At 71.5% G+C, this 24,048-nt stretch carries 26 protein-coding genes; 11 read left to right on the top strand and 15 right to left on the bottom strand.

The annotated features are described in order from the left end of the window. Nucleotides 1-9: 9 nt before the first annotated feature. From ADL03_RS48970 to ADL03_RS35405, 3 genes are read left to right on the top strand one after another with little or no spacing between them, the layout of a single operon-like run. Entirely contained in the window at nt 10-486 is a 477-nt protein-coding gene (locus ADL03_RS48970) for a hypothetical protein (RefSeq protein ID WP_053737971.1), read from the top strand. 4 nt (nt 487-490) lie between these two features. Continuing rightward, on the top strand, nt 491-964 hold the full coding sequence (locus ADL03_RS48965; RefSeq protein WP_197288926.1) for a hypothetical protein: 474 nt from the start codon (nt 491-493) through the stop codon (nt 962-964). A gap of 2 nt (nt 965-966) precedes the next feature. After that, nucleotides 967-1,491: a GNAT family N-acetyltransferase gene (locus tag ADL03_RS35405; RefSeq protein WP_053737969.1), complete on the top strand. Its 525-nt coding sequence runs from the start codon at nt 967-969 to the stop codon at nt 1,489-1,491. On the opposite strand, the gene ADL03_RS35400 is transcribed toward ADL03_RS35405, so the two are convergent. After that, nucleotides 1,484-2,062: a TetR/AcrR family transcriptional regulator gene (locus ADL03_RS35400; RefSeq protein WP_231642674.1), complete on the bottom strand. Its 579-nt coding sequence runs from the start codon at nt 2,060-2,062 to the stop codon at nt 1,484-1,486. The two genes, ADL03_RS35405 and ADL03_RS35400, sit on opposite strands and share 8 nt — an antisense overlap. Before the next feature lie 77 nt (nt 2,063-2,139). Between ADL03_RS35400 and ADL03_RS35395 the strand changes: the two genes are divergently transcribed. Both ADL03_RS35395 and ADL03_RS35390 read left to right on the top strand, forming a co-directional pair. Next, a complete protein-coding gene (locus tag ADL03_RS35395) occupies nt 2,140-2,619 on the top strand; it encodes a DUF2975 domain-containing protein (RefSeq protein ID WP_053737967.1) in 480 nt (159 codons plus the stop codon). Next, nucleotides 2,619-2,846 carry a helix-turn-helix transcriptional regulator gene (locus ADL03_RS35390; RefSeq protein ID WP_053737966.1) on the top strand — a complete coding sequence of 76 codons (228 nt, stop codon included), beginning with the start codon at nt 2,619-2,621 and terminating at the stop codon, nt 2,844-2,846. The genes ADL03_RS35395 and ADL03_RS35390 overlap by 1 nt, the downstream gene beginning before the upstream one ends. On the opposite strand, the gene ADL03_RS35385 is transcribed toward ADL03_RS35390, so the two are convergent. The 9 genes from ADL03_RS35385 to ADL03_RS35345 form a co-directional block, all read right to left on the bottom strand. Next, a complete protein-coding gene (locus ADL03_RS35385; protein WP_053737965.1) occupies nt 2,839-4,074 on the bottom strand; it encodes a glutamate mutase L in 1,236 nt (411 codons plus the stop codon). The genes ADL03_RS35390 and ADL03_RS35385 overlap by 8 nt on opposite strands. A 128-nt stretch (nt 4,075-4,202) precedes the next feature. Then, complete coding sequence (locus tag ADL03_RS35380) at nt 4,203-4,658, bottom strand: MarR family winged helix-turn-helix transcriptional regulator (RefSeq protein ID WP_053737964.1); 456 nt, start codon at nt 4,656-4,658, stop codon at nt 4,203-4,205. Nucleotides 4,659-4,668: 10 nt separating this feature from the next. Beyond that, nucleotides 4,669-6,168: an amino acid permease gene (locus tag ADL03_RS35375; RefSeq protein WP_053737963.1), complete on the bottom strand. Its 1,500-nt coding sequence runs from the start codon at nt 6,166-6,168 to the stop codon at nt 4,669-4,671. 163 nt (nt 6,169-6,331) lie between these two features. Next, the gene (locus tag ADL03_RS35370; RefSeq protein ID WP_053737962.1) at nt 6,332-7,255 is read right to left on the bottom strand and encodes a cation diffusion facilitator family transporter; all 924 of its coding nucleotides are present in this window, start codon (nt 7,253-7,255) and stop codon (nt 6,332-6,334) included. A 59-nt stretch (nt 7,256-7,314) separates the two neighbouring features. Continuing rightward, a complete protein-coding gene (gene manA, locus ADL03_RS35365) occupies nt 7,315-8,529 on the bottom strand; it encodes a mannose-6-phosphate isomerase, class I (protein ID WP_053737961.1) in 1,215 nt (404 codons plus the stop codon). Nucleotides 8,530-8,549: 20 nt separating this feature from the next. Further along, a complete protein-coding gene (locus ADL03_RS35360) occupies nt 8,550-9,611 on the bottom strand; it encodes an SIS domain-containing protein (protein ID WP_053737960.1) in 1,062 nt (353 codons plus the stop codon). A 4-nt stretch (nt 9,612-9,615) separates the two neighbouring features. Next, complete coding sequence (locus tag ADL03_RS35355) at nt 9,616-9,816, bottom strand: Trm112 family protein (protein ID WP_053737959.1); 201 nt, start codon at nt 9,814-9,816, stop codon at nt 9,616-9,618. A gap of 10 nt (nt 9,817-9,826) precedes the next feature. Continuing rightward, a complete protein-coding gene (locus ADL03_RS35350; protein WP_053737958.1) occupies nt 9,827-11,179 on the bottom strand; it encodes a phosphomannomutase/phosphoglucomutase in 1,353 nt (450 codons plus the stop codon). A 93-nt stretch (nt 11,180-11,272) separates the two neighbouring features. Further along, a complete protein-coding gene (locus tag ADL03_RS35345) occupies nt 11,273-11,632 on the bottom strand; it encodes a DUF3499 domain-containing protein (RefSeq protein WP_197288925.1) in 360 nt (119 codons plus the stop codon). 93 nt (nt 11,633-11,725) lie between these two features. Between ADL03_RS35345 and ADL03_RS35340 the strand changes: the two genes are divergently transcribed. Further along, entirely contained in the window at nt 11,726-12,169 is a 444-nt protein-coding gene (locus tag ADL03_RS35340; protein ID WP_053737987.1) for a metallopeptidase family protein, read from the top strand. 627 nt (nt 12,170-12,796) lie between these two features. On the opposite strand, the gene ADL03_RS35335 is transcribed toward ADL03_RS35340, so the two are convergent. Next, nucleotides 12,797-16,006 (bottom strand): glycosyltransferase family 2 protein, encoded by a 3,210-nt coding sequence (locus ADL03_RS35335; protein WP_053737957.1) that lies wholly within the window; start codon nt 16,004-16,006, stop codon nt 12,797-12,799. Between the two features lie 41 nt (nt 16,007-16,047). Next, nucleotides 16,048-16,344, bottom strand: a complete 297-nt coding sequence (locus ADL03_RS35330; protein WP_045315329.1) for a WhiB family transcriptional regulator — start codon at nt 16,342-16,344, stop codon at nt 16,048-16,050. Between the two features lie 245 nt (nt 16,345-16,589). Here ADL03_RS35330 and ADL03_RS35325 point away from each other — a divergent pair, with 245 nt between their 5' ends. The 4 genes from ADL03_RS35325 to ADL03_RS35310 are packed head-to-tail and all read left to right on the top strand — an operon-like array spanning nt 16,590 to nt 20,177. After that, nucleotides 16,590-17,339: a site-2 protease family protein gene (locus ADL03_RS35325; RefSeq protein WP_082373742.1), complete on the top strand. Its 750-nt coding sequence runs from the start codon at nt 16,590-16,592 to the stop codon at nt 17,337-17,339. A 39-nt stretch (nt 17,340-17,378) separates the two neighbouring features. Continuing rightward, a complete protein-coding gene (gene cofD, locus ADL03_RS35320; RefSeq protein WP_053737955.1) occupies nt 17,379-18,332 on the top strand; it encodes a 2-phospho-L-lactate transferase in 954 nt (317 codons plus the stop codon). Next, the gene (locus tag ADL03_RS35315; protein ID WP_053737986.1) at nt 18,325-19,650 is read left to right on the top strand and encodes a coenzyme F420-0:L-glutamate ligase; all 1,326 of its coding nucleotides are present in this window, start codon (nt 18,325-18,327) and stop codon (nt 19,648-19,650) included. The genes cofD and ADL03_RS35315 overlap by 8 nt, the downstream gene beginning before the upstream one ends. Beyond that, complete coding sequence (locus ADL03_RS35310; RefSeq protein WP_053737954.1) at nt 19,647-20,177, top strand: NUDIX hydrolase; 531 nt, start codon at nt 19,647-19,649, stop codon at nt 20,175-20,177. Before ADL03_RS35315 ends, ADL03_RS35310 begins: the two co-directional genes overlap by 4 nt. 10 nt (nt 20,178-20,187) lie before the next feature. On the opposite strand, the gene ADL03_RS35305 is transcribed toward ADL03_RS35310, so the two are convergent. Both ADL03_RS35305 and ADL03_RS35300 read right to left on the bottom strand, forming a co-directional pair. Further along, a complete protein-coding gene (locus tag ADL03_RS35305) occupies nt 20,188-21,069 on the bottom strand; it encodes a DNA-3-methyladenine glycosylase (RefSeq protein WP_053737953.1) in 882 nt (293 codons plus the stop codon). Continuing rightward, complete coding sequence (locus ADL03_RS35300; RefSeq protein WP_053737952.1) at nt 21,062-22,129, bottom strand: sugar phosphate nucleotidyltransferase; 1,068 nt, start codon at nt 22,127-22,129, stop codon at nt 21,062-21,064. Before ADL03_RS35300 ends, ADL03_RS35305 begins: the two co-directional genes overlap by 8 nt. A gap of 119 nt (nt 22,130-22,248) precedes the next feature. On the opposite strand from ADL03_RS35300, the gene ADL03_RS35295 reads away from it, so the two are divergent. After that, the gene (locus ADL03_RS35295; protein ID WP_053737951.1) at nt 22,249-22,671 is read left to right on the top strand and encodes a hypothetical protein; all 423 of its coding nucleotides are present in this window, start codon (nt 22,249-22,251) and stop codon (nt 22,669-22,671) included. Between the two features lie 510 nt (nt 22,672-23,181). On the opposite strand, the gene ADL03_RS35290 is transcribed toward ADL03_RS35295, so the two are convergent. Next, entirely contained in the window at nt 23,182-24,027 is an 846-nt protein-coding gene (locus ADL03_RS35290; RefSeq protein WP_197288923.1) for a glycosyltransferase family 2 protein, read from the bottom strand. Nucleotides 24,028-24,048 lie beyond the last annotated feature (21 nt).

Here is a 24,048-nt window from a genome sequence, read left to right as displayed (position 1 = left end):
CCTGCGCGGGTGCTCCCGTACGGCTACACCGTGACCAAGTACGACCCGGACGACTACGGCTCGTCCGGGTACGAAGGTCCCGAGGACTCGCTGAGCGACCACGGCCCCAAGGAGGCGGCTTACCTCGCGGCCGTCGAGGCGTTCGCCGAGGTATGCGGGGTCACCGAGCTGACGATCCGCGACCCCGAGGTCACGGGGTTCGTCAACTTCGGCCTGGAGGCGCCGATCCCCGGACACGGACTCGCCGGGCTGTTCCCGGATGATCTGACCGGCTTCCACGACGGCGCGTGGGTGCCGCTCAGCACCGGCGTCGCGCTGGTCAGGGCGATGTTGCGCGACAACGGCGCGTGGTGCCGCCTTGAGGTCGCGGACCGGTTCCTCGTGCGGGTCGGTTACGACCAGTACATGTACATCGGCAGTTCCGAGCCCTGTGGCGAGGCCGTGGAACGCGCGCGCGCTCGGCCTCTTCGCCATTCCGGCCGGTGACGCGATGTGGAGCCTTGATGACGATGACGACGACCCGCCGCGGCCTGCCGACGAGGCGTTCTGGGGCGAGGTGGCCGAACTCGTCGGCGAGCGCGGTTCGGTGCTGCTGGAGGAGGTCGGTGTCCGCAACGCCGAACGCTGGCACCGGCTGCGCACCGGGGAGCTCGGCGAGCTGAGGCGGCACCTCACGCCACGGGCGGGCCTGCTGGTGTGGCCCGAACTGGACGTCGACGTCCAGGAGGTCCTGCGCACCATCCGGGACGACGACGACCGCATGTACGTCCTCGTGTGGGAGGACCGCGACGGCCACTTCCGCAAGGCGCTCGCCCGCTCTGAGGACCACCTCGACCTCTACCTGCGGCTGGCGCAGGCCCGCGGTGCGATGGCGAACTCGTTCTACGCGCACGAACACCACCCGCTGCTCGCGGCGGTGCTACCCGACGACGACGGCGTCGTCCGATCCGACTGGAGGCCCTGAACGTGCTCACCGGAAACCTCGTCCGCCTGCGTCCCGTCGAGCCGGAGGACGCCGACGCGTTCTACCGGTGGCACAACGACGAGGAGGTCGTGCGCTGGTTGCAGAGCTACTACCACACGTCGTTGGCGGCCACGCGCAAGCGCTTCGCCGACCGTCAGGAGAACTCGCAGGAGAAGGTCACCTTCTGCATCGAGACGCTGGAGGAGGGCAAGCTCATCGGCGTCGTCGTGCTGCGGGACGCGGACCCGGTCAGCGCGCGGGCCGAGGTCGACATCTACATCGGCGAGAAGGACCACTGGGGCGGCGGCTACGGCACGGACGCCCTGCGCACGGCCTGCCGGTACGGGTTCGACACCATGCGGCTGCACTCGATCGAGCTCGGCGTCGTCGAGGCGAACGAGCGCGCCGTCAAGTCGTACAAGAAGGTCGGCTTCCAGGTCGACGGGCGGTTCCGGCAGTCGTTCTACCGCGACGGCGAGTGGCACGACGCGCTGCTGATGTGCGTGTTGCGCGACGAGCTCAGGTGAGTGCGGGCGCGAGGTGGCCGATCGCCTCGCGCAGCAGGGCCTCGATCGGCGCGGCCGGCACCACGACCAGTCCGGACGGCCGCACGTCCACCCACCGCCGCACGGCGATCCGCGCGGCGGCGGACACGGCGGCGGCCAGGACGGCGGCGCCGAGCGGGTCCTTGCCCAGGCGGGCCGCGACGATTTCGGCGATCGGCGGTTCCATCGAGGAGACCGAGTCGAGGTAGGCCTCGCGCAGCGACGGCGTCGAGGTGATCAGGGCGAGCGCCTCGGACGGGGGTTCGCGGTACTGCTCGGCGAACGCGGCGACGATCGAGTCGACCAGCGGCTCGTCGGCCGGCCGGGCCCGCAGCTCGTCGGCCACCCGCAGGGCCCTCGTGGCGGTGATGCCCGCGACGATCGCCTGCTCGCGGCTCGCGAAGTAGTTGTTGTAGGTGCGCGGGGAGACGTTCGCCGCCTCCGCGATCTCGTCCACCCGCACGTTGTCGGCGCCCTTCTCCAGGGCGAGGCGCAGTGCGGCGGCCGACAGCGCCGCTCGGGTCTCGGTCTTCTTGCGCTCACGCAGTCCCACGGCGATCACTGTAGAGACCTGTTGCAACACGATCACTACCGATTGACTTTCGATAGATGATTACCGATACTCGATGCATGATTTCTGAACGCTGGGCGGTGACAGCCCTCCGGTTCTTCCTCGCGGCGCTGTTCGGGATCCTCGTCATGCTGGAGACGTTCTCGCTCCCCGGCCAGTACGCGTACATGGCGCAGCAGCACCCGGAAGAGGCCTACCTGCGGTGGCCGTCGACGATCGTCTCGGTGTTCTGGGTGGTGTGCGTGCAGGTGGTGGTCGTGGCCACCTGGAAGCTGCTCACCCTGGTGCGCAAAGATCTGATCTTCACCGATGCGGCGATCAGGTGGGTCGACGTGATGGTCTGGGCGGTCGCGGCCGCGTGGGTCGTGCTGGTCGGGGTGTTCGTGTGGGTCGGCCTCAACGCGGACGACCCCGGTGTGCTGGTGCTGTTCTTCTTGTTCACGACGGGGGTGAGCGTGGTCGGACTCGTGCTGGTCGTGATGCGGGCGCTGCTGCAACGCGCCACGACGCTGCGCGCCGACATGGAGTCGGTGATCTGATGGCGATCGTCGTGCGCATCGACGTCGAGCTGGCCAAGCGCAAGATGAGCGTCGGCGAGTTCGCGGAGAAGGTCGGGCTGACGCCGGCGAACGTCGCGGTGCTGAAGAACGGCCGTGCGAAGGCCGTGCGGTTCAGCACGCTCGAAGCCATGTGCCGGGTGCTGGAGTGCCAGCCGGGCGACCTGCTGGAGTTCGTCGACGACGAGCAGGAAGACCAGGTCAGCTGAGCCGTTCCGCCAGCCGGTCGGCGGCGTCGAGGCGCCCCGACCCGGCGAGCAGGCCCACCGGTGCCAGCACGTAGTCGCGGTCGACGGTGATCGCCGCGGTCCGCAGCACCGGCCGCAGCACCGGGTCGCCGCGCAACGCCTCCTCGATCGGCGCGAGGTCCGCCGCGTGCCGGAAGACACCGCCGGACAGCACGAGCAGCCCCGCGCCGTGCGGGCCGAGCTGGCCGTCGACCTGCCGCAGGTGCCTGCGGACGGCCAGGATCGCGGCGAACGACGCCAGTTTCGTGTCCACGGCGGGGTCTTCCGGCAGCCAGCCGACGTTCTCGGCCCGCTTCCTCGCCTCCGCCGTGAGGTCCTCGGTGGTCAGGCGTTCGGCGTGGGCCTCCTTGACCACGCCGGGTGCCGACCAGCGCATGCCCAGGTCGCCCTCGACGGTGCGGCGGTCCGGCGGCAGGGCCACGGTGCGTTCCACGCCTTCACCGTCCGCGGTGGACACCGCGGAGTAGACGTCCGTGGTGGCGCCGCCGACGTCGACCACCAGCACCGCGCCCTCACGTTCCTGGGCGGCCAGCCGGGAGACACCGGCCAGCACGGCGTCCGGTGTCACGGCGCGGACGAGCCGGCGGAACCGCTGCCCGCGCGACAGGCCCTTGCCGCCGATCACGTGCTGCAGGAACGCTTCCCTGATCGCCCTGCGGGCGGGTTCCGGTGCGAGCCTGCCGACGTCGGGCAGCACGTTCGGGCACGCCACGACGGTCCGCTTCGCCAGCAGCTCCAACGCTTCCGGCTGCGCCTCGGCGTTGCCGGCCAGCACGATCGGCACGGCGACGCGGGCGAGCTTCGCGGCGTTGTGCAGCAGGACCGACCGGTCGCCGCCGTCCGTGCCGCCGACCAGCAGCACGAGGTCGGGGGCGGCCGCGCGCAACGCGTGCACGTCGACCGGTCCGGCGCTGACGTGCACGACCTTGGCGCCCGCGCTCAGCGCCACCCGGTACCCGGCCTCGGCGCTGACCACGCGTTCCTGGCCGACGACCGCGAGCCGCAGCCCGCCACCGGCCGACGAGCACGCGAGAACCTCGCCGTCGCCCACGGACCCGCGCAGCGCGTCGATGCCGTGCAACACCTCGGGCGGGGTGGTCGGGTGCTGTCCCGTGCGGACCAGCTCGCCCTCTTCGGTGACGAGAGCGGCCTTGGTCCAGGTGGAACCGACGTCGAGGCACAGGATCACAAGGCAAGCTAACGCACCGCGGAGCTCACACCCAAGGGGATCTTCGAGGGCGGACCTGTCCACAGTGGCCGGTCCGGCCCCGGCGGCGGTGTGGGTCCGGCTCCGGAACCGGTGGTGCCGCCGGCGTTCTAGTCGTCGGCTTTCTCGTGCACGACCTTCATGAACGCGCCGAGCTGCGCGAGCTGTTCCGGTGTGAAGAGGTCCACCAGGTACTCGCGCACGGTCTCGACGTGGCCGGGCGCGGTGGTCGTGAGCAGCGCCTGACCTGCCTCGGTGAGCACGGCGACGATGCCGCGTTCGTCGGACTCGTGCGGTTCCCGCCGCACGAGCCCCGACTTCTCCAGCTTGCCGATCTGGTAGGTCAGCGAGCTCTTCGACACCACCACGCGGCGGGCCAGCTCGGTCATCCGCATGCGGTGACCGGGCTGTTCGGACAGCACGATCAGCACGTTGTACTGCGCGTGCGAAAGCCCCGCGTCGCGCTGCAACTGCTGCTCGATCTGCCGTTCGAGGAGGTGGTACGCCTGGACGAAGTGGTGCCAGGCGTACGTCTCCTCCTCGGACAGCCACCGCGGGTTCGCCATGGTGCGCAGATTAGTTGGTGCTGGTCTTCTCGTTCTGCTTCGCCAGCCCCGAGTTGCGTCGGCTGTAGACGAAGTAGGCGCCGACACCGAGCACCATCCACACCAGGAACCGGATCCAGGTGAACACGGTCAGGTTCAGCATCAGCCACAGGCAGGCGAGGATCGCGAGGATCGGCACGAACGGCACCAGCGGCACCCGGAACCCACGGGGCAGGTCCGGCCGGGTCCTGCGCAGCACCAGCACACCGCCGGACACGAGGATGAACGCGAACAGCGTGCCCACGTTGACCATCTCTTCGAGCGTGCCGATCGAGGTGAAGCCGGCCGCGATCGCGACGACGAAGCCGATGATGACCGTGATGCGCGTCGGCGTGCCGTGCTTGCCGGTCTTCGCGAGACCGCGCGGCAGCAGGCCGTCCCGCGACATCGCGAACAGCACCCGGCTCTGGCCCAGCATCAGCACCATGACGACGGTCGTCAGACCGGCGAGCGCGCCGACCGAAATGACCGTGGCCGCCCACGTGACGCCGTTCTCGGCGAACGCACTGGCCAGCGTGGCACGCGACCCGTCGGGCTGCGTCTTGAGCTTCTCGTACGGCACCATGCCGGTGATCACCAGCGACACCGCGACGTACAGGACGGTGACGATCGCGAGCGACCCGAGGATGCCGCGCGGCACCGCCTTCTGCGGGTTCTTGGTCTCCTCCGCCGTGGTCGCCACGACGTCGAACCCGATGAACGCGAAGAACACCAGGCTCGCGGCGGCCAGCAGCCCCAGCGTGCCGTACGAGCTGCCGCCGAACCCGGTGATCGCGCTCAGCAGCGACTGGTCGACGCCGGTGTGCGCACCGCCGCCGGACTCCGCGGGCGGGATGAACGGCGTGTAGTTCTCCGCCTTGACGTACTGGATGCCGAGGATGATCACCAGCAGCACCACGGCCACCTTGATCGTCGTGATCACCGCGCTGACCCGCGACGACAGCTTCGTGCCGACGACCAGCAACGCCGTCAGCGCGCCGATCAGCACGACCGAACCCCAGTCGAAGTCGACCGGCCCGATCGCGAGCGTCGTCTTCACGTGGATGCCGAGCTGCCCCAGCACCGTCTGCAGGTAGATCGACCAGCCCTTCGCCACCGCCGCGGACCCGAGCGCGAACTCCAGCACCAGGTCCCAGCCGATGATCCACGCCGCGAACTCGCCGAACGTGGCGTACGAGAACGTGTAAGCGCTTCCCGCCACCGGCACCGTCGACGCGAACTCGGCGTAGCACAACGCCGCCAGCGCACACGCGACCGCCGCCAGCACGAACGCCAGCGACACCGACGGCCCCGCCAGGTTGCCCGCGGTGCTCGCCGTGAGCGTGAAGATGCCGGCACCGATCACGACCGCGACGCCGAACACGGTCAGGTCCCACGCGGTGAGATCCTTGCGGAGCTTGGTGTCCGGCTCGTCCGTGTCCGCGATCGACTGCTCGATCGACTTCGTGCGCCACAACCCGTTGCCCGGCACGATGGATACCTCCTCAATGGAACGCGTCCGGCCCACCCTAGACGTTTCACCAGGTGAGATCCCCACAGCGCTGTTCGGACGTTGTCAGGACCTCCGTGCTTCCCGGTCCCGGACAAGACGAAACCCGCCCCGGCGGAACCGGGACGGGCTTCGAAGCGGAACGTCAGGAGCTGGCGACCGTCGTGCGGTCCAGATCCGGCTCCAGGTAGATGAGGCGCGCGTGCGGCACCCGGTTGCGCACCCGCAGCTCGGCGTCGTTGATCGCCTGCGCGACCTGGTCGAGCGGCAGCTGCGGCTCCAGGGCGATCTTCGCGGCGACCAGGAGCTCCTCGGGGCCGATGTACTGCGTCTTGATGTGGATGACGCGCTGCACCTTGCCGGCGGCGAGCTCGTCGCAGATCGCGTCGAGGTCGGCGTCGGACGCGCCCTCACCGATCAGCAGCGACTTCATCTCGATGATCAGGATGACGGCGATGACGCCGAGCAGCACGCCGATCGCGATGGTGCCGAGCGCGTCGAAGGCCGGGTTGCCGGTGACGGTCGACAGGCCCACGCCGAGCAGGGCGAGCACCAGGCCGATCAGCGCGCCCGCGTCCTCCAGCAGCACCACCGGGAGTTCGGGGGTGCGGGAGTTGCGGATGAAGCCCCACCAGGTGGCGTCGCCCTTGATGAGCTTCGACTCCTTGATGGCGGTCATGAAGCTGTAGGACTCGAGGCCGATGGCCACCAGCAGGATCGCGACGGCGACCAGCGGGTTCGTCAGCGGCTCCGGGTGCTGCAGCTTGTGGATGCCCTCGTAGAGCGCGAAGACCGAGCCGAGGGTGAAGAGCATCAGGGCGACGACGAACGACCAGAAGTAGCGGTCGCGGCCGAAGCCGAACGGGTGCAGCCTCGTCGCCCTGCGCCGGGCCGTCTTCTGGCCGAGCAGCAACAGGCCCTGGTTCGACGTGTCGGCGAGCGAGTGCACCGACTCGGCCAGCATCGACGACGAGCCGGTGATCAAGAATCCGACGAACTTGGCCACCGCGATACCGGCGTTAGCCAATAGCGCCGCGATGATGGCCTTGCTACCGCCTCCTGCTGACACGCGTGTCTCCTCGCAACCTGTCCTGGCCGAGACCAGTCCGCTTTGTCCGGTCGTGAACCTTAGTCTGTTCCGGCGGTCGCGCGGAAAAGCTGGGCGGATTCGACACCATCCGGTCGCACGAGCACGGCCGGGTCCGACGCGGGCAGCCACACGGACTGGCCGCGGGTGAGGTGCAGCTCCTCGCCGCGCGCGTTGGACAGCACCGCCGCGCCGTCCGTGCAGATCATGATCTGCGGGCCGTCGTGGTCGATGAGGGTCTCGTCCGTCACGTCCAGTCGCGACAGCTCGAACTCCGGCGCGGGCGTGCGGTAGACGCGCACACCGGGCGCGACCTCCTCGCCGGTCGACACGGGCATGTCGTCGCACGCGAAGTCCAGCACCCGCAACAGCTCCGGCACGTCGACGTGCTTCGGGGTGAGGCCGCAGCGCAGCACGTTGTCGGAGTTTGCGAGGATCTCGATGCCGGTGCCGCGCAGGTAGGCGTGCAGGTTGCCGGCGGGCAGGTGGATCGCCTCGCCGGGCTGCAGGACGATCCGGTTGAGCAGCATCGCGGCCAGCACGCCCGCGTCACCGGGGTAGGACTCGCCGAGCTCCAGGATCGTGCGGCACTCCAGGTCGAACTCGCCGTGCTCCTTCACGTGCAGCACGCACGCGTCCAGCACCTGCGGCAGCAGGACGCTCAGCGACGTCTGCGGCAGCGTGATCAGCATCGTGAACAACGCGCGCAGGCCGGAGGAGTCCGGCTGTGCCACGAGCATCTCGGTGTACGGCGCGAGAGCGGGTGCGTCGAGCGACCGCAGCAGCGCCGCCGTGCGGTCCGGTGCGCGGAAGCCGGCGAGGGCGTGGAACTCGGTCAGCGCGCAGACCAGCTCCGGCTTCGCGGCCGGGTCCTTGTAGTTGCGCACCGCGGCGTCGCGCGGCACGCCGGCCGCCTCCTCCGCGGCGAAGCCCTCCGCCGCCTGGGCCGCGGACGGGTGCGCCTGCAGGCTCAGCGCCTCCTCGGCGGCGAGCACCTTGAGCAGGAACGGCAGCCGGCTGCCCCACCGCCCGGCCACGCGCGGTCCGAGCTGGTTGTCCGGGTCGGCCGACAGCAGGTCGAGCAGCGAGTGCTGGGTCCCGTCCCGGCCGACCACGCGGGACGGGTCGCCGGGGTGGGCGCCCATCCACAGCTCGGCCTCGGGATGGGGTGCGGGCACCTCCTTCCCGAGCAGCTCTGCGATGGCCGTGCGTGAACCCCACGCGTACGGCCTGACCGCGTTGTGCAGCAGGTCCACTATCCGTTCAGCTCCCCAACTCAGTACGGGTTGCCACCGAGCGTCCCGGCGGCCAGCCCGAGGTACAACGCGGCGAGCTCGAAGCGGAGCGCGAGCAGCGCGGCGCTGACCGCGTCGCCTCCCGCCACCTCGACCGCCGGTTCGAGCACGTCGGCTCCTGGCAGAGCGTCTTCCGCGGCACGGCGCAGCGCCTCGGCCACCGGGCCTTGGCGCACGGCCAGCAGCAGCACGCGGACCAGACCACCGATCTCGTCGTCCGGGTCGGCGAACAGGTCGGCGCCGGAGGTCCCCTGCACCGCGCGGCGGTGCAGCACCGGACGGGTCAGTGCCTGCGGGTACCCGGCGACGTCGGAGGCAACCCCGGCGAACGCGGCCAGCACCCCCGCCCCGTGCACGCCGACCGACGTGGCGACGTCGTCCAGGCCCCACAGCAGCGGCGTGCGGTCGGCCACCCGCAGGGCCAGTGACTTGGCCGGGTTGACGAACGACTCGTGCACCGGGTGGTCGCGTTCCGCCTCGCGGTCGAGCTCGTCCGCGATCAGCGACACGTCCACCTTGAGCAGGCCCAGCGAGCCCAGCACCGTGAGCCACGCGGCGAGCGCGCGGTGGAAGCTGAAGCCCGGCGGCACGTCGACCCGCGGCGGCAGCAGCACGGCCTGGCCGGCGGCCGCGGCGGCGACCGGTCCGGAGTCCGGCGCGGTCACCAGCGTCCGCGCGCCCCTGCGGCCGGCGCGGTCGATCGACTCGGCGAGCACCCGGTCGCCGGGGTCCTCGGTGTGGGCGAGCACCACGTCGAGCGCGCCGACCCACGGCGGCACCTCGTCGGACACCACGACCGGCACCGGACAGCCGGGGCCGAGCAACGCCACGACGACGCCGGCCACCGCGACCGCGTGGCCGGGCCGGGTGACCAGCACGACCGCGCGCGGGCGTTCGGCGAAGACCCGCTCCACGCCCGCCTCGGCCGCGGCCTCGGCGGTGGAGCGGACCTGCGCGCCGGCCCGTGCGGCGGCACGCAGCCAGCCGCCGGTGTCGGCGTCGGTCAGGCGGCTCGCGTCGTCGAGCAGCGTGTCGTCGAGCACCGGGTCACCCAGCCGACGGCGGCTCGACGGCCTCGTCGAGCAGGAGGACGGGGATGCCGTCGCGGACCGGGAACGAACGCCCGCACGCGGTGCACGTGAGGAAGTCCGCCTCCGGGTCGTCCGGCGTCCCGACCCGCAGCGGTGCGTGCTCGGGGCACGGGCAGGCGAGGATCTGCAGCAACTGCTCTTCGAGCTTGACGGCCACGATGTTCTCCTCAGGCCCGCACGATCGCGAGCACGTCGCCGCTCAGCGCGGCGACGGCCTCGGGCGTGGGGGCTTCGACGTTCAGGCGCAGCAGCGGCTCGGTGTTCGAGGCGCGGAGGTTGAACCACGACCCGTCCGGCAGTTGCACGGTCAGACCGTCCAGCTCGTCGATCGTGACGCCGTCCTTCGCGCCGTAGGCGTCCTTGATGGCGGCGATGCGGCCGGCCTGGTCGGTCACCGTGGAGTTGATCTCACCGGAGGCGGCGTAGCGGTTGTAGTCCGCGGTCAGGGCCGACAGCGGGCCGTCCTGCTCGCCGAGCGCGGCCAGCACGTGCAGCGCGGCCAGCATGCCGGTGTCGGCACGCCAGAAGTCGCGGAAGTAGTAGTGCGCCGAGTGCTCGCCACCGAAGATGGCGCCGGTCTTGGCCATCTCCTCCTTGATGAACGAGTGGCCGACGCGGGTGCGCACGGGGTTGCCGCCGTGCTCGCGCACGATCTCCGGCACGGCGTGCGAGGTGATCAGGTTGTGGATGACCGTGCCGCCGGGGTCCTTGGCCAGCTCGCGCACGGCGACCAGCGCCGTGATCGCGGAGGGGCTGACCGGGTCGCCGTTCTCGTCCACGACGAAGCAGCGGTCCGCGTCGCCGTCGAACGCGACACCGGCGTCGGCACCCTCGGCCTTGGTGCGTTCCTGCAGGTCGACGATGTTCTTGGGGTCGAGCGGGTTCGCCTCGTGGTTGGGGAAGCTGCCGTCGAGCTCGAAGTACATCGGCACGACCTCGATGGGCAGGCCCTCGAAGACCTGGGGCACGGTGTAGCCGCCCATGCCGTTGCCCGCGTCCACGACGATCTTGAGCGGGCGAATGTTCTTCAGGTCGACCAGCTCGTTGAGGTACGCCGCGTAGTCGACGAGCATGGTGCGCTCCTCGAACGTGCCGGGCTCGACGCCCTCCGCGTCCGGGACCTGGTTCTCGGCGTCCTGGCGGATCTGCGCGAGACCGGTGTCCTGGCCGACGGGGCTCGCGCCCGCGCGGCAGAGCTTGATGCCGTTGTACTGCGCCGGGTTGTGGCTCGCGGTGAACATCGCGCCGGGCAGGTCGAGCTTGCCGGAGGCGAAGTAGAGCATGTCGGTGCTGGCCAGACCGATGCTGATCACGTTGACGCCCTGCGCCCGGGCGCCCTCGGCGAACGCCCTGGACAGCTCCGGCGACGAGTCGCGCATGTCGTGCCCGATCACGATCGCGGGTCCACCGACCAGGCGCGCGAAGGCCGCGCCGAAGTCCCGGACCACACCGGCGTCCAGCTGTTCGCCGACCACCCCGCGGATGTCGTACGCCTTGACGATGCCGGACAGGTCACGCACGCCGCACACTCCCGAAACTCGCTCTTGACGGCCACTGCCAGGGCAGCCTACCGGCGAGCAGATCAGTGGTGCGTGTGGTCGTGGCCTGAGCGCTCAGTCCTCGTGCGGATCCGGAAGAACGCGCAGGTGACCGCGCCGCTGGGTCCCCGCTGGGACCTCAGGCAGCTTCGGGGTCACATCTGCTCGCCCGGCCTCGCGCACGGCCTCGGCCAAGGCCGTCAGGTCGTCCACGCTCGGCTCGGGTGCCGCGAACTCACCCTGATGCCTCACGACCTCCCAGCCGCGCGGCGCCGTGAGCCGCATCGCGTGCTCCTCGCACAGGTCGTAGCTGTGCGGTTCGGAGTACGTGGCGAGCGGTCCGACGACTGCGGTGGAGTCCGCATAGGCGTAGGTGAGCGTGGCGACAGCCGGGTTAGCACACCCGGTTCGCGAGCACCGTCTCACGCTCCGCACGATCGGGGACGATAGCGCGTCCACGCGGGGCTGTGTGTGAGGCACGCTGTGTTTGGTCGCGCGGGGAAGCAACTAGGCTGCTGGGTTGTGGTGATGGCAAGGGGTTCACGGCGGCAGGATTCGTCGCGTCGGCGCAGCCGCGACCGGCACGGCCGAGGCCTGCGCGGCCCGCTCTACCCGGCCACCCTGCCCGCGGCCCGTTCCCGCGCGGAACGCTTCGACGCCCTGGTGATCGAGGCCCTGGAGCCCATCGAGGCCCGCTGGCGCACCGAGCTCACCCAGCTCGACGTGGCCGTCGACGACGTCCCCGACGTGCAGGTCGAGGGCGAGGACGGCGTGGTCGAGGACGGCAACGTCCCGCTCGCCCGCCTGCTGCCGGCCGGATCGGACCAGCGGGCGCGCATCGTGCTGTACCGGCGGCCGCTGGAAGCGCGCGCGAAGGACGGCGCGGACCTCGCCGACCTGGTGCACGACGTGCTGGTGGAGCAGGTGGCGAACTACCTCGGTCTGGACCCGGACGTGATCGACGAGGGCTGAGCCCGTCGTTCCTCCGCCTCCCGCTTCGTCTTCGTCGTACGCGGGGCCCTTTCGTGCGCTCCTGGCGTACGAAAGGGCCCCGCGTACGACGAAATGAGGCTGGGGAGGGTCCTGTGGGTGAATGGGCGGGCGGGTCCACGCGTGGTGGAGCACGGCTCGTTGTCGGACCCGCCGAGTAAAATCGGAATTGGGGGAACCCGGCGGGCTCGTGTGTGTGGAGCAGCACACGGCGCTATGCGCGTCACTCCCTCGGGCCCAGCAACGCACGGCGCTTCGCGCGCCGTCGCCTCGTCCGGGCAGTACGGCGCTATGCGCTACTCCCCTCGGGCCGGGAAGGCTGCAGCACGGGCAGCCCGTCGGACTGAGAACGTCGCAGCGCGGGACGTCCCTCGCGCCCAGCAGCACACGGCGCAACGCGCTCCGTCCCCTCGGCCGAGCAACACGGCGCTACGCGCTCCACCCCTCGGGCCAGGAAGGCTGCGGCACGGGCATCCCCTCGGACTGGGAACGCCGCAGCGCGGGACGTCCCTCGGCCGAGCAACACGGCGCTATGCGCTCCACCCCTCGGGCCGGGAAGCCCGCGGCACGGGCGGACCCTCGGCCCGCGAAGGCAGCGGCCGGCCGCTCCTAGCGGCGAGAAGGCCGCGGCACGGGCCGTCCCTCCGGGCGAGGAGGGCGTGGCCCGGACCGGGTCGGGATCGCCGTCAGGAACGTGAACAACGCCGCCGCGGTCTGGGCGAGCAGCAGCAGGTCCCGCAGCGTTGTGCTCATCGTCACCCTCACCTCCGCCGCCGCGCCCGGCAGCGGCACCCCGACGAGGTGACCCCACGCCCGCACGACGGGCACCCGCTGGCCGTCGACGTACACCTCCCAGCCCGGCTCGTCCTCCGCCGCGAGCACCAGCACCCGCCCCTCGGAGCCCGGCGAGACCCGCACCGCCACGTCCGGCAGCGTCACGTTCACCGGCACCATCTCGGTCGCGGCCGACGGCGGGTCGCCGCCGGTGCGGGCGCGGCGGGCCAGGTCGGGGGGCAGCAGGACGCCCGTGTCGGCGGTCAGGCGCACCCGCAGCACCGGGCGGCCGTCCGTCGTCGGCGGCGCCGGCGACACCAGCTCCCCCGCCGCGGAACGCACGCGGTCGGCGGCCGCGTTCGAGGGCATGACCACGAACGACACCCCGGACGACGCCGCCTGCGCCAATGCCACGCCCACGGCCGAAGACGAGCCGTCGAGCAGTGACGTGGTCCACCGCCGCAGGCGGGCCGGCGACGACGTGGTCGGCACGAGGTCGTCGTCGCCGAAGGCGGGCATGCGGCCGGCGACCTGGCGGGTCGGTGTGCCGATGATCAGCACCGAACGGCCGGTGCGTTCCAGTTCGGCGGTCAGCGACGGGCTCAGCCGCTCGCCGCCGCCGGCCCGCAGCGGACCGGTCCGCAAGTCCAGCAGGCCCGCCACGCCCAGGCTGACCAGCGTCACCACCCCGGCGACGTACACGGCGCGCCGCACCCGCGCGTGGCCGGCGACACCGGGGGCGACGCCGCGCTGACAACCCGCCAGCACCACCTGGACGAGACCCCACGCCAGGATCACCAGCGGCGCACCCGGCCAGGCCCGTGCGGCGGTGACGGCGGCCAAGGCGCCGATCGCCAGCACGATCACGAACAGGCCGGGCAGCATCGACCTGTTCGGGCGCAGGACCGCGGCGGCGAAGGCGGCGGCGACGAACACCGAGCACACGATCAGGTTCGGCGCCGGTGAGTCGTAGGCCGCGCCGAGGCCGTTCAGGACCATCTCGGGGTGTTGCAGCAGCACGGCGGGCCACGGCAGCAGCAACGCCATCGGCAGCAGGACGATCGCGAACAGCGCGGCGATGCGGCGTGCGCCACCCGACACGGCCACGAAGCCGACCAGGGCGCCCACCAGCACGACCACGTGGCTCAGCGGCGAGAACGCGCCGAGCACCGCGACGCCGATCGCCGTTCCCGAGGCCGTGGCGAGCCAGGCGTGGGTGGACGACGCGCGCAAGACGGCGTACACGCCGGCGAACACCAACGGCGTGACGACGTGCACGACGACGACGTCCACACGACCCTCGGCGACGGCCGTTGTCGACACGGGCAGCAAGCCGTAGAACGCGGCGACCACCGCGCGCACGGAACGCCGTACGCGCATGCCGCGGGAAGCGATGTACGCCGACAAGGCGGCCAGCGGGAGGTCGAACAGGAGCAGCAGGGCGACCGCGAACTGCGGTCCGCCGGGCACGAGTCCCAGCACCGCCAGCGCGGCGGGGGCCGGTGCCGCGGTGCCGCCGGCGACCGGGTGCCACGACGCCAGGTACGACGACCACACCGAACCGACCGAGCCGACCGGCAGCAACCGGCCGCCCGCGAGGTCGAGGCCGAGCCGCGACCAGTTGGCGGCCAGCGCCACCGCAGACAGGCCCAGCACCAGCAGCACCGGCGGCGCCAGCAGCAGCGAGCGCAGCATCCGGCCCTGGTCGACCTCGACGAACACCATGTCGTGGCGCGGTCCCGGCGACGGCCGCGGCTTCGGTGACGGCCGCAACGCCCCCGGCAGCGCCGCGTCGACCGTGACCACGACCGGTGGACGGCGCAGGCCGGCGACCCGCGGCCGGCCGCGCGCACCCGCGGGCAGCGCGGACGGGCCGACCGGTCGTGGCACGTCCACTTCGGACGGTTCGAGCCAGGTGGCACCGGAATCGGTTGCGGGCAAACGACCCAGCGCGGCGTCGGCCTCGACCCGGCGGCGGATCAGGAACGCGGCACCGGCGCGCAGGGCGTTGCGGAACCGGGTCAGCCGGCTCGTGAACAGCCCCGGCACCACCGCGGAACCACGCCGGGCCCGGCGGCCTTCGAGCAACCGGCCGCGGGTGAGCAGGTACCGGGCGGCGCCCACTTCCGCGTGCGCGTCGGCGAGACGTCGGAGCAGCAGGAATCCCAAAGCACGCAACAAGGACAACAACAGCAGGCGCGGGAGTCCGATGAGGAACGAGAAACCCGATGTGTTGACCAGAAACGTGCGCATGCCGTGCGCGCGGTCGACACCGCGGAACGACGGACCGGGCCGTGCCATGGCCGCGTCCAGACGGCGTGCGCCCTTGGTCGCGGCACGCGCGTGCCGCATTCGGGCAACCGGTACGCAAAGCACCAGATGCCCCGCGCGGTTGACCCGCCAGCCGAAGTCGAGGTCGTCGCGCAGCAACGGCATCGCCTCGTCGTAGCCGCCGAGCTCGTGCCAGACCTCGCGGCGGATCAGCGAGCCGGCCGAGGAGACCGCGAGCACCTCGGTGCTCTGCTGGAACGACGCGCTGTGCTCGGCGGAGGACAGCCCGGTCTGCCGGTGCCCGGAGGCGTCGGTCGACAGACCCGCCTCCACGACGAGCCGAGGATCCACCCAATCGAGGCACAGCGGACCGAGCACCGCGGCCGACGGCGAGACCTCGGCGGCGGTCAGCAGTGCCGCGAGGCAGTCCGGTTCGGGTGCGCTGTCGTCGTGCAACAGCCACAGCCACCTGCCGGGATCACCCCAGCGTTCGACGGCGTGCTCGACCGCGATCCGCACGGCGGTCGCGAAACCGGTACCGCGCGGCAGGGAGAGCACGCCGTCCAGCAGACCGTCGGACTCGGACAGCCCTGACTGGTTCAGCACGGTCGCGGTGCGATCGTGGGATCCGGTGTCGACCGCGATCACGTGCCGAGGACGAATTCGCTGACGCCGCAAGGCGGACAGCGCCGTGCTGAGCCACTGGTCGCCGTCGTGGCAGACCAGGACGCACAGCACCGGCGCGGTCCGGAGCCTCGGGTGAGGGCTTGTCACTCCCTCAAGTTAGGGCAAAAAGATCACACTTCCGCGCGCGGCTAGACCGCTCGCTTCTTCAGCTTGCGGCGTTCCCTCTCCGAGAGACCGCCCCAGATGCCGAACCGTTCGTCGTGCTGGAGCGCGTACTCAAGGCACTCCGAACGCACCTCGCAACCCAGACAGATGCGCTTGGCCTCCCGCGTCGAACCACCCTTTTCGGGGAAGAACGCCTCGGGATCCGTCTGCGCGCACAGGGCGCGTTCCTGCCAGTCCTGCTCGTCGGCTGGGTCGAACAGGTACGACAGTTCGCCCTGTACGACCGGCTGCGCGACGTGATCTTCTTCGAATTCCTGCATTTCGTCCGCCTCCTCGCCTTCCGCTCTCCCCGGTTGGCGGACGCCAGTCGCCGTTCCCACAACGACGAATGACACCGATGTGATTACACCTGCGTCACAGCGGGGGGTCAAGCCGAGTCCACACGTCGGGGGATATTCGCGCGGATGGCCGCAAAGACCTTGACTGGCAGCACGGACAGTGATCCACGTGTCGTAACGGGTCCCCGAACGGCCCACGGCGCCAGCCGACACGCCACACTGGTGGGGTGAAGCGATCAGCGGTGCGCCCCAGTCCACTGTTCCTCGGCCTGCTCGCGGCGACCGCCGCCGGAGCTGTTCTCACCCTGTTCGAAGGCGATGTGGCGGTCATCTCCGGCACCATCCTCTTCGTACTCGCAGGCTGGGCGGTGACGCTGTGCCTGCACGAGTTCGGGCACGCGGCGGTCGCTTACAAGGGTGGCGACTTCTCGGTGCGCGACAAGGGTTATCTGACCCTCGACATCCGCCGCTACACCGACCCGGTGCTGAGCATCGTCCTGCCGCTGGTGCTGCTCGCGCTCGGCGGGATCCCGCTCCCCGGCGGCGCCGTGTGGATCAACCACCACGCGCTGCGCTCGAAGAAGGTCGAGTCGCTGGTCTCGCTCGCCGGCCCGGCCAGCAACCTGGTGATCGGCGCTCTGCTCGTCGGGGTCGTGGTGCTGTTCTCGCCGCCGGCCGCGCTGATGGCGGCCATTTCGTACCTCGCTTTGTTGCAGGTGCTCGCGTTCGTGCTGAACATCCTGCCGATCCCCGGTCTCGACGGGTGGGGCGTCTGGGAGCCGTTCATGTCGTACCAGGCCCAGCAGTTCGGCGCGAAGGTCCGGCCGTGGGCCCCGCTGGTGCTGTTCGCGGTGCTGTTCACCTTCTCCGAGGTGAGCCTGCTGCTGTGGCGGGTGTCGACGTGGCTGTTCGAGCTCATGGGCGGCAACACCATCGCGGCGTTCTACGGCTCTGAGAACTTCATGTTCTGGCGCTGACTCCAGGCCGTCCGACCGGCTGTGGAAGCATGGGTTGACGTGAAGGTCGTAGCACTGGTCGGCGGGGTCGGCGGCGCGAGGTTCCTGCAAGGGCTCAAGCACCTGGGAGCCGACGTCACCGCGGTGGTGAACACCGGCGATGACGTGTGGATGCACGGGCTGCGCATCTGCCCCGACCTCGACACCTGCATGTACACGCTGGGCGGCGGCATCGACTCCGAGCGCGGCTGGGGCCGTGCGGGCGAGTCGTGGACCGTCAAGGACGAGCTGGTGGCCTACGGCGCCGAGCCGACCTGGTTCGGGCTCGGCGACCGGGACATCGCCACGCACCTCGTCCGCACCAGGATGCTGCGCGCCGGGTACCCGCTGTCCGCGGTCACCGAGGCGTTGTGCGACCGCTGGCAGCCGGGCGTGCGGCTGCTGCCGATGTCGGACGACCGGGTGGAGACGCACGTCGTCGTCGAGCTCGACGACGAGACGAAGGCGATCCACTTCCAGGAGTGGTGGGTCAAGCACCGCGCGGGTGTGCGCGCGAAGTCGTTCGCGTTCGTCGGCGCCGAGACCGCGACCGCGGGCCCCGGCGTGCTGGAGGCGATCGCCGAGGCCGACGCGGTGGTCCTGGCCCCCTCGAACCCGGTTGTGAGCATCGGCACGATCTTGAACGTGCCCGGCGTGCGGGACGCGCTGCGCAAGACCGAGGCCGGTGTCGTGGGCCTGTCGCCGATCATCGGCGGGAAACCGTTGCGGGGCATGGCCGACGCTTGTTTGGACGCGATCGGTCTGGAGACGACGGCCGAGGCGGTCGGCCGGCTGTACGGCTCCCGCAAGTGCTCGGAGGACGGCATCCTCGACGCGTGGCTGGTCCACACCGGCGACCGCGCCGACGTGCCGGGTGTGGCCGTGCGCGCGGTCCCACTGCTGATGTCCGATGTGGACGCGACGGCGCAGATGGCCCGTGCCGCGCTCGACCTCGCCGGAGTCGACGTTGGCTGACCACGCCGCACCGGCCGCCCTGGAGCTGCTGCCGGTGCCGGGCCTGCCGGAGTTCCGGCCCGGCGACGACCTGGCCGGTGCGATCGCGGCCGCCGCGCCGTGGCTGCGCGACGGCGACGTGCTGGTCGTCACCTCCAAGGTGCTGTCCAAAGTGGAGGGCAGGCTGGTCGCCGTGCCCACCGACCCGGAGGAACGCGACCGGATCCGCCGCGAGCACGTCGCCGCCGAGTCGGTGCGGGTGCTCGCGCGCAAGGGCAGGACCCTGATCACCGAGAACAAGCTCGGCATCGTGCAGGCCGCCTCGGGTGTAGACGCCTCGAACGTGGCCGGTGACGAGATCGCGCTGCTCCCGGTCGACCCGGACGGCTCGGCGGCGGCGTTGCGCGGCGCGCTGAAGACCCTGCTCGGCGTCGAGGTGGCCGTGGTCGTCACGGACACCATGGGCCGCGCGTGGCGGGTCGGCCAGACCGACGCCGCGATCGGCTCGTCCGGCCTCCGCGTGCTGCACGACTACGCGGGCTCGGTCGACCGGCACGGCAACGAGCTCGCCGTGACGATGATCGCCGTCGCCGACGAGATCGCGGCGGCCGCCGACCTGGTCAAGGGCAAGCTCGGCGCCATGCCGGTGGCGGTGCTGCGCGGGCTCGACGTGGTCGACGACGGCTCCACGGCCCGTGAGCTCGTCCGGCCGACCGAGCAAGACCTGTTCCGGCTCGGCACCGAGGAGGCGCTGGCCCAGGGCCGCGCCGAGGCCGTGCTGCTGCGCAGGTCCGTGCGGTTCTACTCGGACGAGCCGGTGGACCTGGCCGCCGTGAAGCGCGCGGTCGGTGCGGCGCTGACCGCCCCCGCGCCGCACCACACCAGGCCGGTGCGGTTCGTGCTGGTGCGCGAGAAGCGGGCCGAGCTGCTGCGCGCAATGCGCGAGCGGTGGGAGGCCGACCTGCGCGGTGACGGGTTCACCGACGAGCAGGTCGCGCGCCGGGTGCGCCGGGGCGACCTGCTGGTGGAGGCGCCGGAGGTCGTGGTGCCGTTCCTGGTCCGCGAGGGCGCCCACGGCTACCCCGACGAGCGCAGGGCCGACGCCGAGAAGACGATGTTCACCATTGCCGGTGGCGCCGCCGTGCAGGGGCTGCTGGTGGCGCTGGCCGCCGAGGGCCTCGGCTCGTGCTGGGTGTCGTCGACGATCTTCTGCGCGGACGTCGTGCGTTCCGTGCTGGGGGTGCCGCCGGAGTGGGAGCCGCTGGGCGCCGTGGCCGTGGGCCACCCGCTGGAGCCGCTCGTCCCCCGCGAGCCGCTGGAAGGACTGATCGAGCTGTGACACTGCACGCCGACGCCGTCGCGACGCTGCGCGGCTTCGTGGGCCAGGACGCGTTGAAGGAGGCCTACCTGGGCTTCCTGGCGGCCCGCGAGGACGCCTGTCAGCGGTCGTGCGAACCGGGCCACCTCACGGCCTCCGCGCTGGTGCTGGACGCCACGGCGGAGCACGCGCTGCTGACGCTGCACCCGCGCGTGGGCCGGTGGCTGCAGCTCGGCGGCCACTGCGAGCCCGGCGACGAGACGCTGACGGCGGCCGCGTTGCGCGAGGCCACCGAGGAGTCCGGCATGCGCGGCCTGCGGATCGAGCCGACACCGATCCACCTCGACGTGCACCCGATCACGTGCTCGCTGGGCGTGCCGACGCGGCACTTCGACGTGCGGTTCCTGGTGCGGGCGCCGGTCGGTGCGCGGCCGGTGCGGTCGGCCGAGTCGGTGGACCTGCAGTGGTGGCCGCTGGACGGGTTGCCGGACAACGTGGACGACCTGCACCCGTTGATCGAGTCGGCGCTGGCCCGCCTGCGCCGGTGACACCGCGCGGCTAGAACCGGCGGTAGTCGCGCGGCGAGAACCGCGGTGCCCGCCGCGGCCGCCGCAGGCCCGCGGCCAGCAGGTAGCAGACGGCGCGGTGCCGTTGCGGCGTGTAGGGCGCCAGCAGCTCCATCATCCCGTCGTCGTCGCCGGGCGTGCCGGTCAACGCCCACGTGACGTTCTTCGCCACGTGGTAGTCGCCGACGCTGACCGCGTCCGGGTCGCCCCACGACCGTTGCGCGACCTCGGCGGAGGTCCACACGCCGATGCCGGGCACCTTCTCCAGCAGCTCCCGGCTCCGCATCTCGGCGGCCTTCTCCAGCCGGTGCGCGACCTGGGCGGCGTTGACCAACGTCCTGCGCCGGGCACCGTCCAGCCCGCACTGGTGCCACTCCCAGTCCCGCAGGCCCAGCAACCGCTGCGGCGTCGGCGGCACCTTCAGCGGCATCGGCCCCGGCGCCGGCTCACCGAACCGGCGGCCCAGCTCCCGCCACGTGCGGAACGCTTCGAGACCGGTGACCTTCTGCTCCAGGATCGAGGCGAACAGCAGGTCCCAGACCCGGCCCGTGCTGCCCAGCCGCAGACCCGGCCGCTGCCTGCGCGCCTCGGCGACGACGTCGTGGTGCGCGACGAACTCGTCCACGGGGTCGTCCGCGCCGAGCAGGGCGGGCAGGCCGTCGAGCAGCCACGGGCCGCCCTCGCCCCACGCCTCGGCGCGCACTTCGCCGCCGGTGCGCGTGACGTGCATCGTGCCGGGCCCGCACGGGGTGTTCGCCGCGAACCAGACGCCGCCCTCCGTGCTGAAGGACGGGTCACCCGGCCCGCGGCGCAACGGCAGGAGCACCGCTCCCAGGTCGAGCGGGAACGGTGGTGTCCAGCTCCTCTCAGGCATCCGTCGAAAAGCGCACGCCGGCCTCCGGCAGCACCACGCCCGGCCACACGCGCGCCCCGCCGATCAGCTCACACCGCGCCCCGATCACCGCCGAGTCGCCCACGACCGCGTCCCTGAGCACCGAGCCGGCCTGCACCAGCGCACCGGCACCGATGATCGACCGTTCGACCACGGCGCCCTCACCGACCACGGCCCCGTCGAACAGGATCGCGCCGTCGAGCACCGCACCCTCGGCCACCGTGCAGTTCGCACCGACTGTGCTGCCGCCCCGGACCGTGGCGCCTTCGTGCACGCTCGCCCCGGCCAGCACCAGGTAGTCCCCCGGCTGCGCGACCGCGGCCGACGGCGCGACCCCGCGCACGAGGTCCGCGGACCCCTGCACGAACGCCTCCGGCTTGCCCAGGTCCAGCCAGTAGGTCGCGTCCACGTGACCCTGCAGCCGCTTCCCGGCCTCCAGCAGCCCCGGGAACGTCTCCCGTTCCACCGACACCGGCCGGCCCGCCGGGATCGCGTCGATGACCTCGCGCTTGAAGACGTAGCAACCCGCGTTGATCTGGTCGGTCGGCGGGTTCTCGGTCTTCTCCAGGAACGCCTGAACGCGCCCCTCCTCGTCCGTCGGCACACACCCGAAGGCCCGCGGGTCGGCCACCTTCACCAGGTGCAGCGTGACGTCCGCCGCGTGCTCGCGATGGGTGTCGACGATCCCGGCCAGGTCCACACCCGACAGGATGTCGCCGTTGAAGACCATCACATCGGGCTCGCGCAGCTTGTCCGCCACGTTCCTGATGGCCCCCGCCGTGTCCAGCGGCACCTCCTCGACCACGTACTCGAGCTCCAGCCCGAGCCTCGATCCGTCCCCGAAGTACTCCTCGAACACCTCTGCCTTGTAGGAGGTCCCGAGCACAACGTGGGTGATCCCGACCTCCTTGATCCGCGACAGCAGGTGTGTCAAAAATGGCACCCCAGCGGTCGGGAGCATGGGCTTGGGAGCGGACAGGGTCAGCGGGCGAAGACGGGTGCCCTTACCCCCGACCAGCACCACAGCTTCAACGCCGTGCACCTTTTTCCTCCTCCGCGTTACGGCAAGCCGTTCGACGGAATACTCTGACACGAAGCAGATCGTCCGATGGAGTCTGGTCCCGGCAGGGATCTGGTCCCCGGCAAGGAGCAAAATCCGACATGGACCCCCGCGACCGGGCCGACGCCATGCTCGCCCGCGCCCGCGCACGTGGGCGGAACATCGTGACGCCGGACAACATGACGTCCCCCATGGACTCCTCGGACACCCTCCAGATCCCCCGCACCCTGGTCAACGCCGTGGACCCGCGCCTCGACCCGGACTCCACGATGATCCTGACCGCGGCCCAGGCCTCCGGTCAGGCCCCGCTGCACCGCCCGGCCCAGCCGCAGCGCCCGGCGCAGTCACCCCGCCCGCACCAGCAGGCCGGACCGCCGCCGCCCATGCCGACCCAGCCCCTGCCCGCGCAGGCCGCCGACGACGCGGAGATCACCCAGGTCGTCCAGCCGGGCATGATCCCGACCGTCTCACACCACCAGACGACCCGTTCGTCGCTGTCGCAGCGGTTGAGCGGCGACATGTGATTGCCCGCTTCGCGCGCGGGGTGTGAGTTCGGACTCGCGTGGTTCGGGGGTGGACGGCTTGGTGGCGCGCGGCGGTTGTGGCGTTGCGCGCTTCGGAGTTGCGCCTCGACGCGTGGGCGTCCGTTTCCACACAGAGATTGATCGCAGTGTCGCGTCGCCCGGCTTGAGCTCGTGCGTCCATCGTGGGCTCGGCGGGGTCGGGTGAGCGGGTTCACCCGTTGTCCGGCGCCCTTGCAGGCTCGCGCAGGGGTCCCCTCGGGTTTCGGGTCCCCCGCGGCCCACGGTACTCAGGGGCACCGACAAGATCGGGTGTGTGCGAACGCGGGACGCGGCGCACGACGTTGATCGGGCCGTCGGCGAGACGCTTTCCTTGGCAGGTTGCCATTTTCTCGCCTACCGGCCGCTGCCGAACCCCACAGCCGTGCCCGCCGACCGCCGAAGCAACCGGCCGCAACGCAACCGGCCACCAACGCAACCGGGCGGCATCTCAGCCACCCGGAGCGCGCCACTTCACCGGGTCAGCAACCGCACCCGCACCTTCAACCCCACCCGCACCGCCCACCGGAACGGCGCCCACAGCACCCCGCGGTGCCGGTCCGCCAGGTACCGGTACGCCGACCGGTGGTGCTCGGCCAGCATCCGGTCCGAGGCCCGGGCCGTCGAGTGCCCGCCGATGTGCACGACCTCCGCCTCGGGCACGTAGACGTTGAGCCACCCGGCCCGCGCCACCCGGTCGCCGAGGTCGACGTCCTCGAAGTACATGAAGTACCTCTCGTCGAACCCGCCGACCGCGTCGAAGGCCTCGCGGCGCATCAGGAAGCAAGAGCCCGACAGCCATTCGGCCTCCCGCTCGACCGGTTCCTGCTCCTGCCGGTAGGCGCGGGTCCACGGGTTGCCGGGCCACACGACCGCGAACAGGGCGTGCCCGATGCCCCGCCCGACCGACGGCAGCAGCCGGGCCGAGGGGTAGATCTCGCCGTTGGGTTCGCGGATGAGTGGTCCGAACATGCCGCCCCGCGGCCAGCGGGAGGCCGCGTCGATCAGCACGTCGACGCTGCCGGGGGAGAACTCGATGTCCGGGTTGGAGATCAGGATCCAGCCGACGTCGTGCGGCAGTGCCGCCACGCCGCGGTTCGCTCCGCCGCCGTAGCCGAGGTTGCCCCCGGTCGGCACAAAGGTGACGTGCTCGCGTTCGGCGGCCACCTGTTCGGGCACGCCGTCTGTGGAGCCGTTGTCGGCGAGGATCACCCTGATTTCGCGCGTTGTCGCCTTCGCGAGGGTGTCCACGAACGGTGCCAGCGTCTCGCCCGGCGAGTACGTGACCGTCACGACACCTAGTCCGTCGCCGTAGTTCACGCGCGACACGATAGTGGTTCG

It is taken from the genome of Nocardia sp. NRRL S-836 (assembly GCF_001279525.1).
Taxonomy (GTDB): domain Bacteria; phylum Actinomycetota; class Actinomycetes; order Mycobacteriales; family Pseudonocardiaceae; genus Lentzea.
The sequence above is the reverse complement of the archived record's forward strand: the minus strand, read 5'-3'. Positions and strand labels throughout refer to the sequence as shown.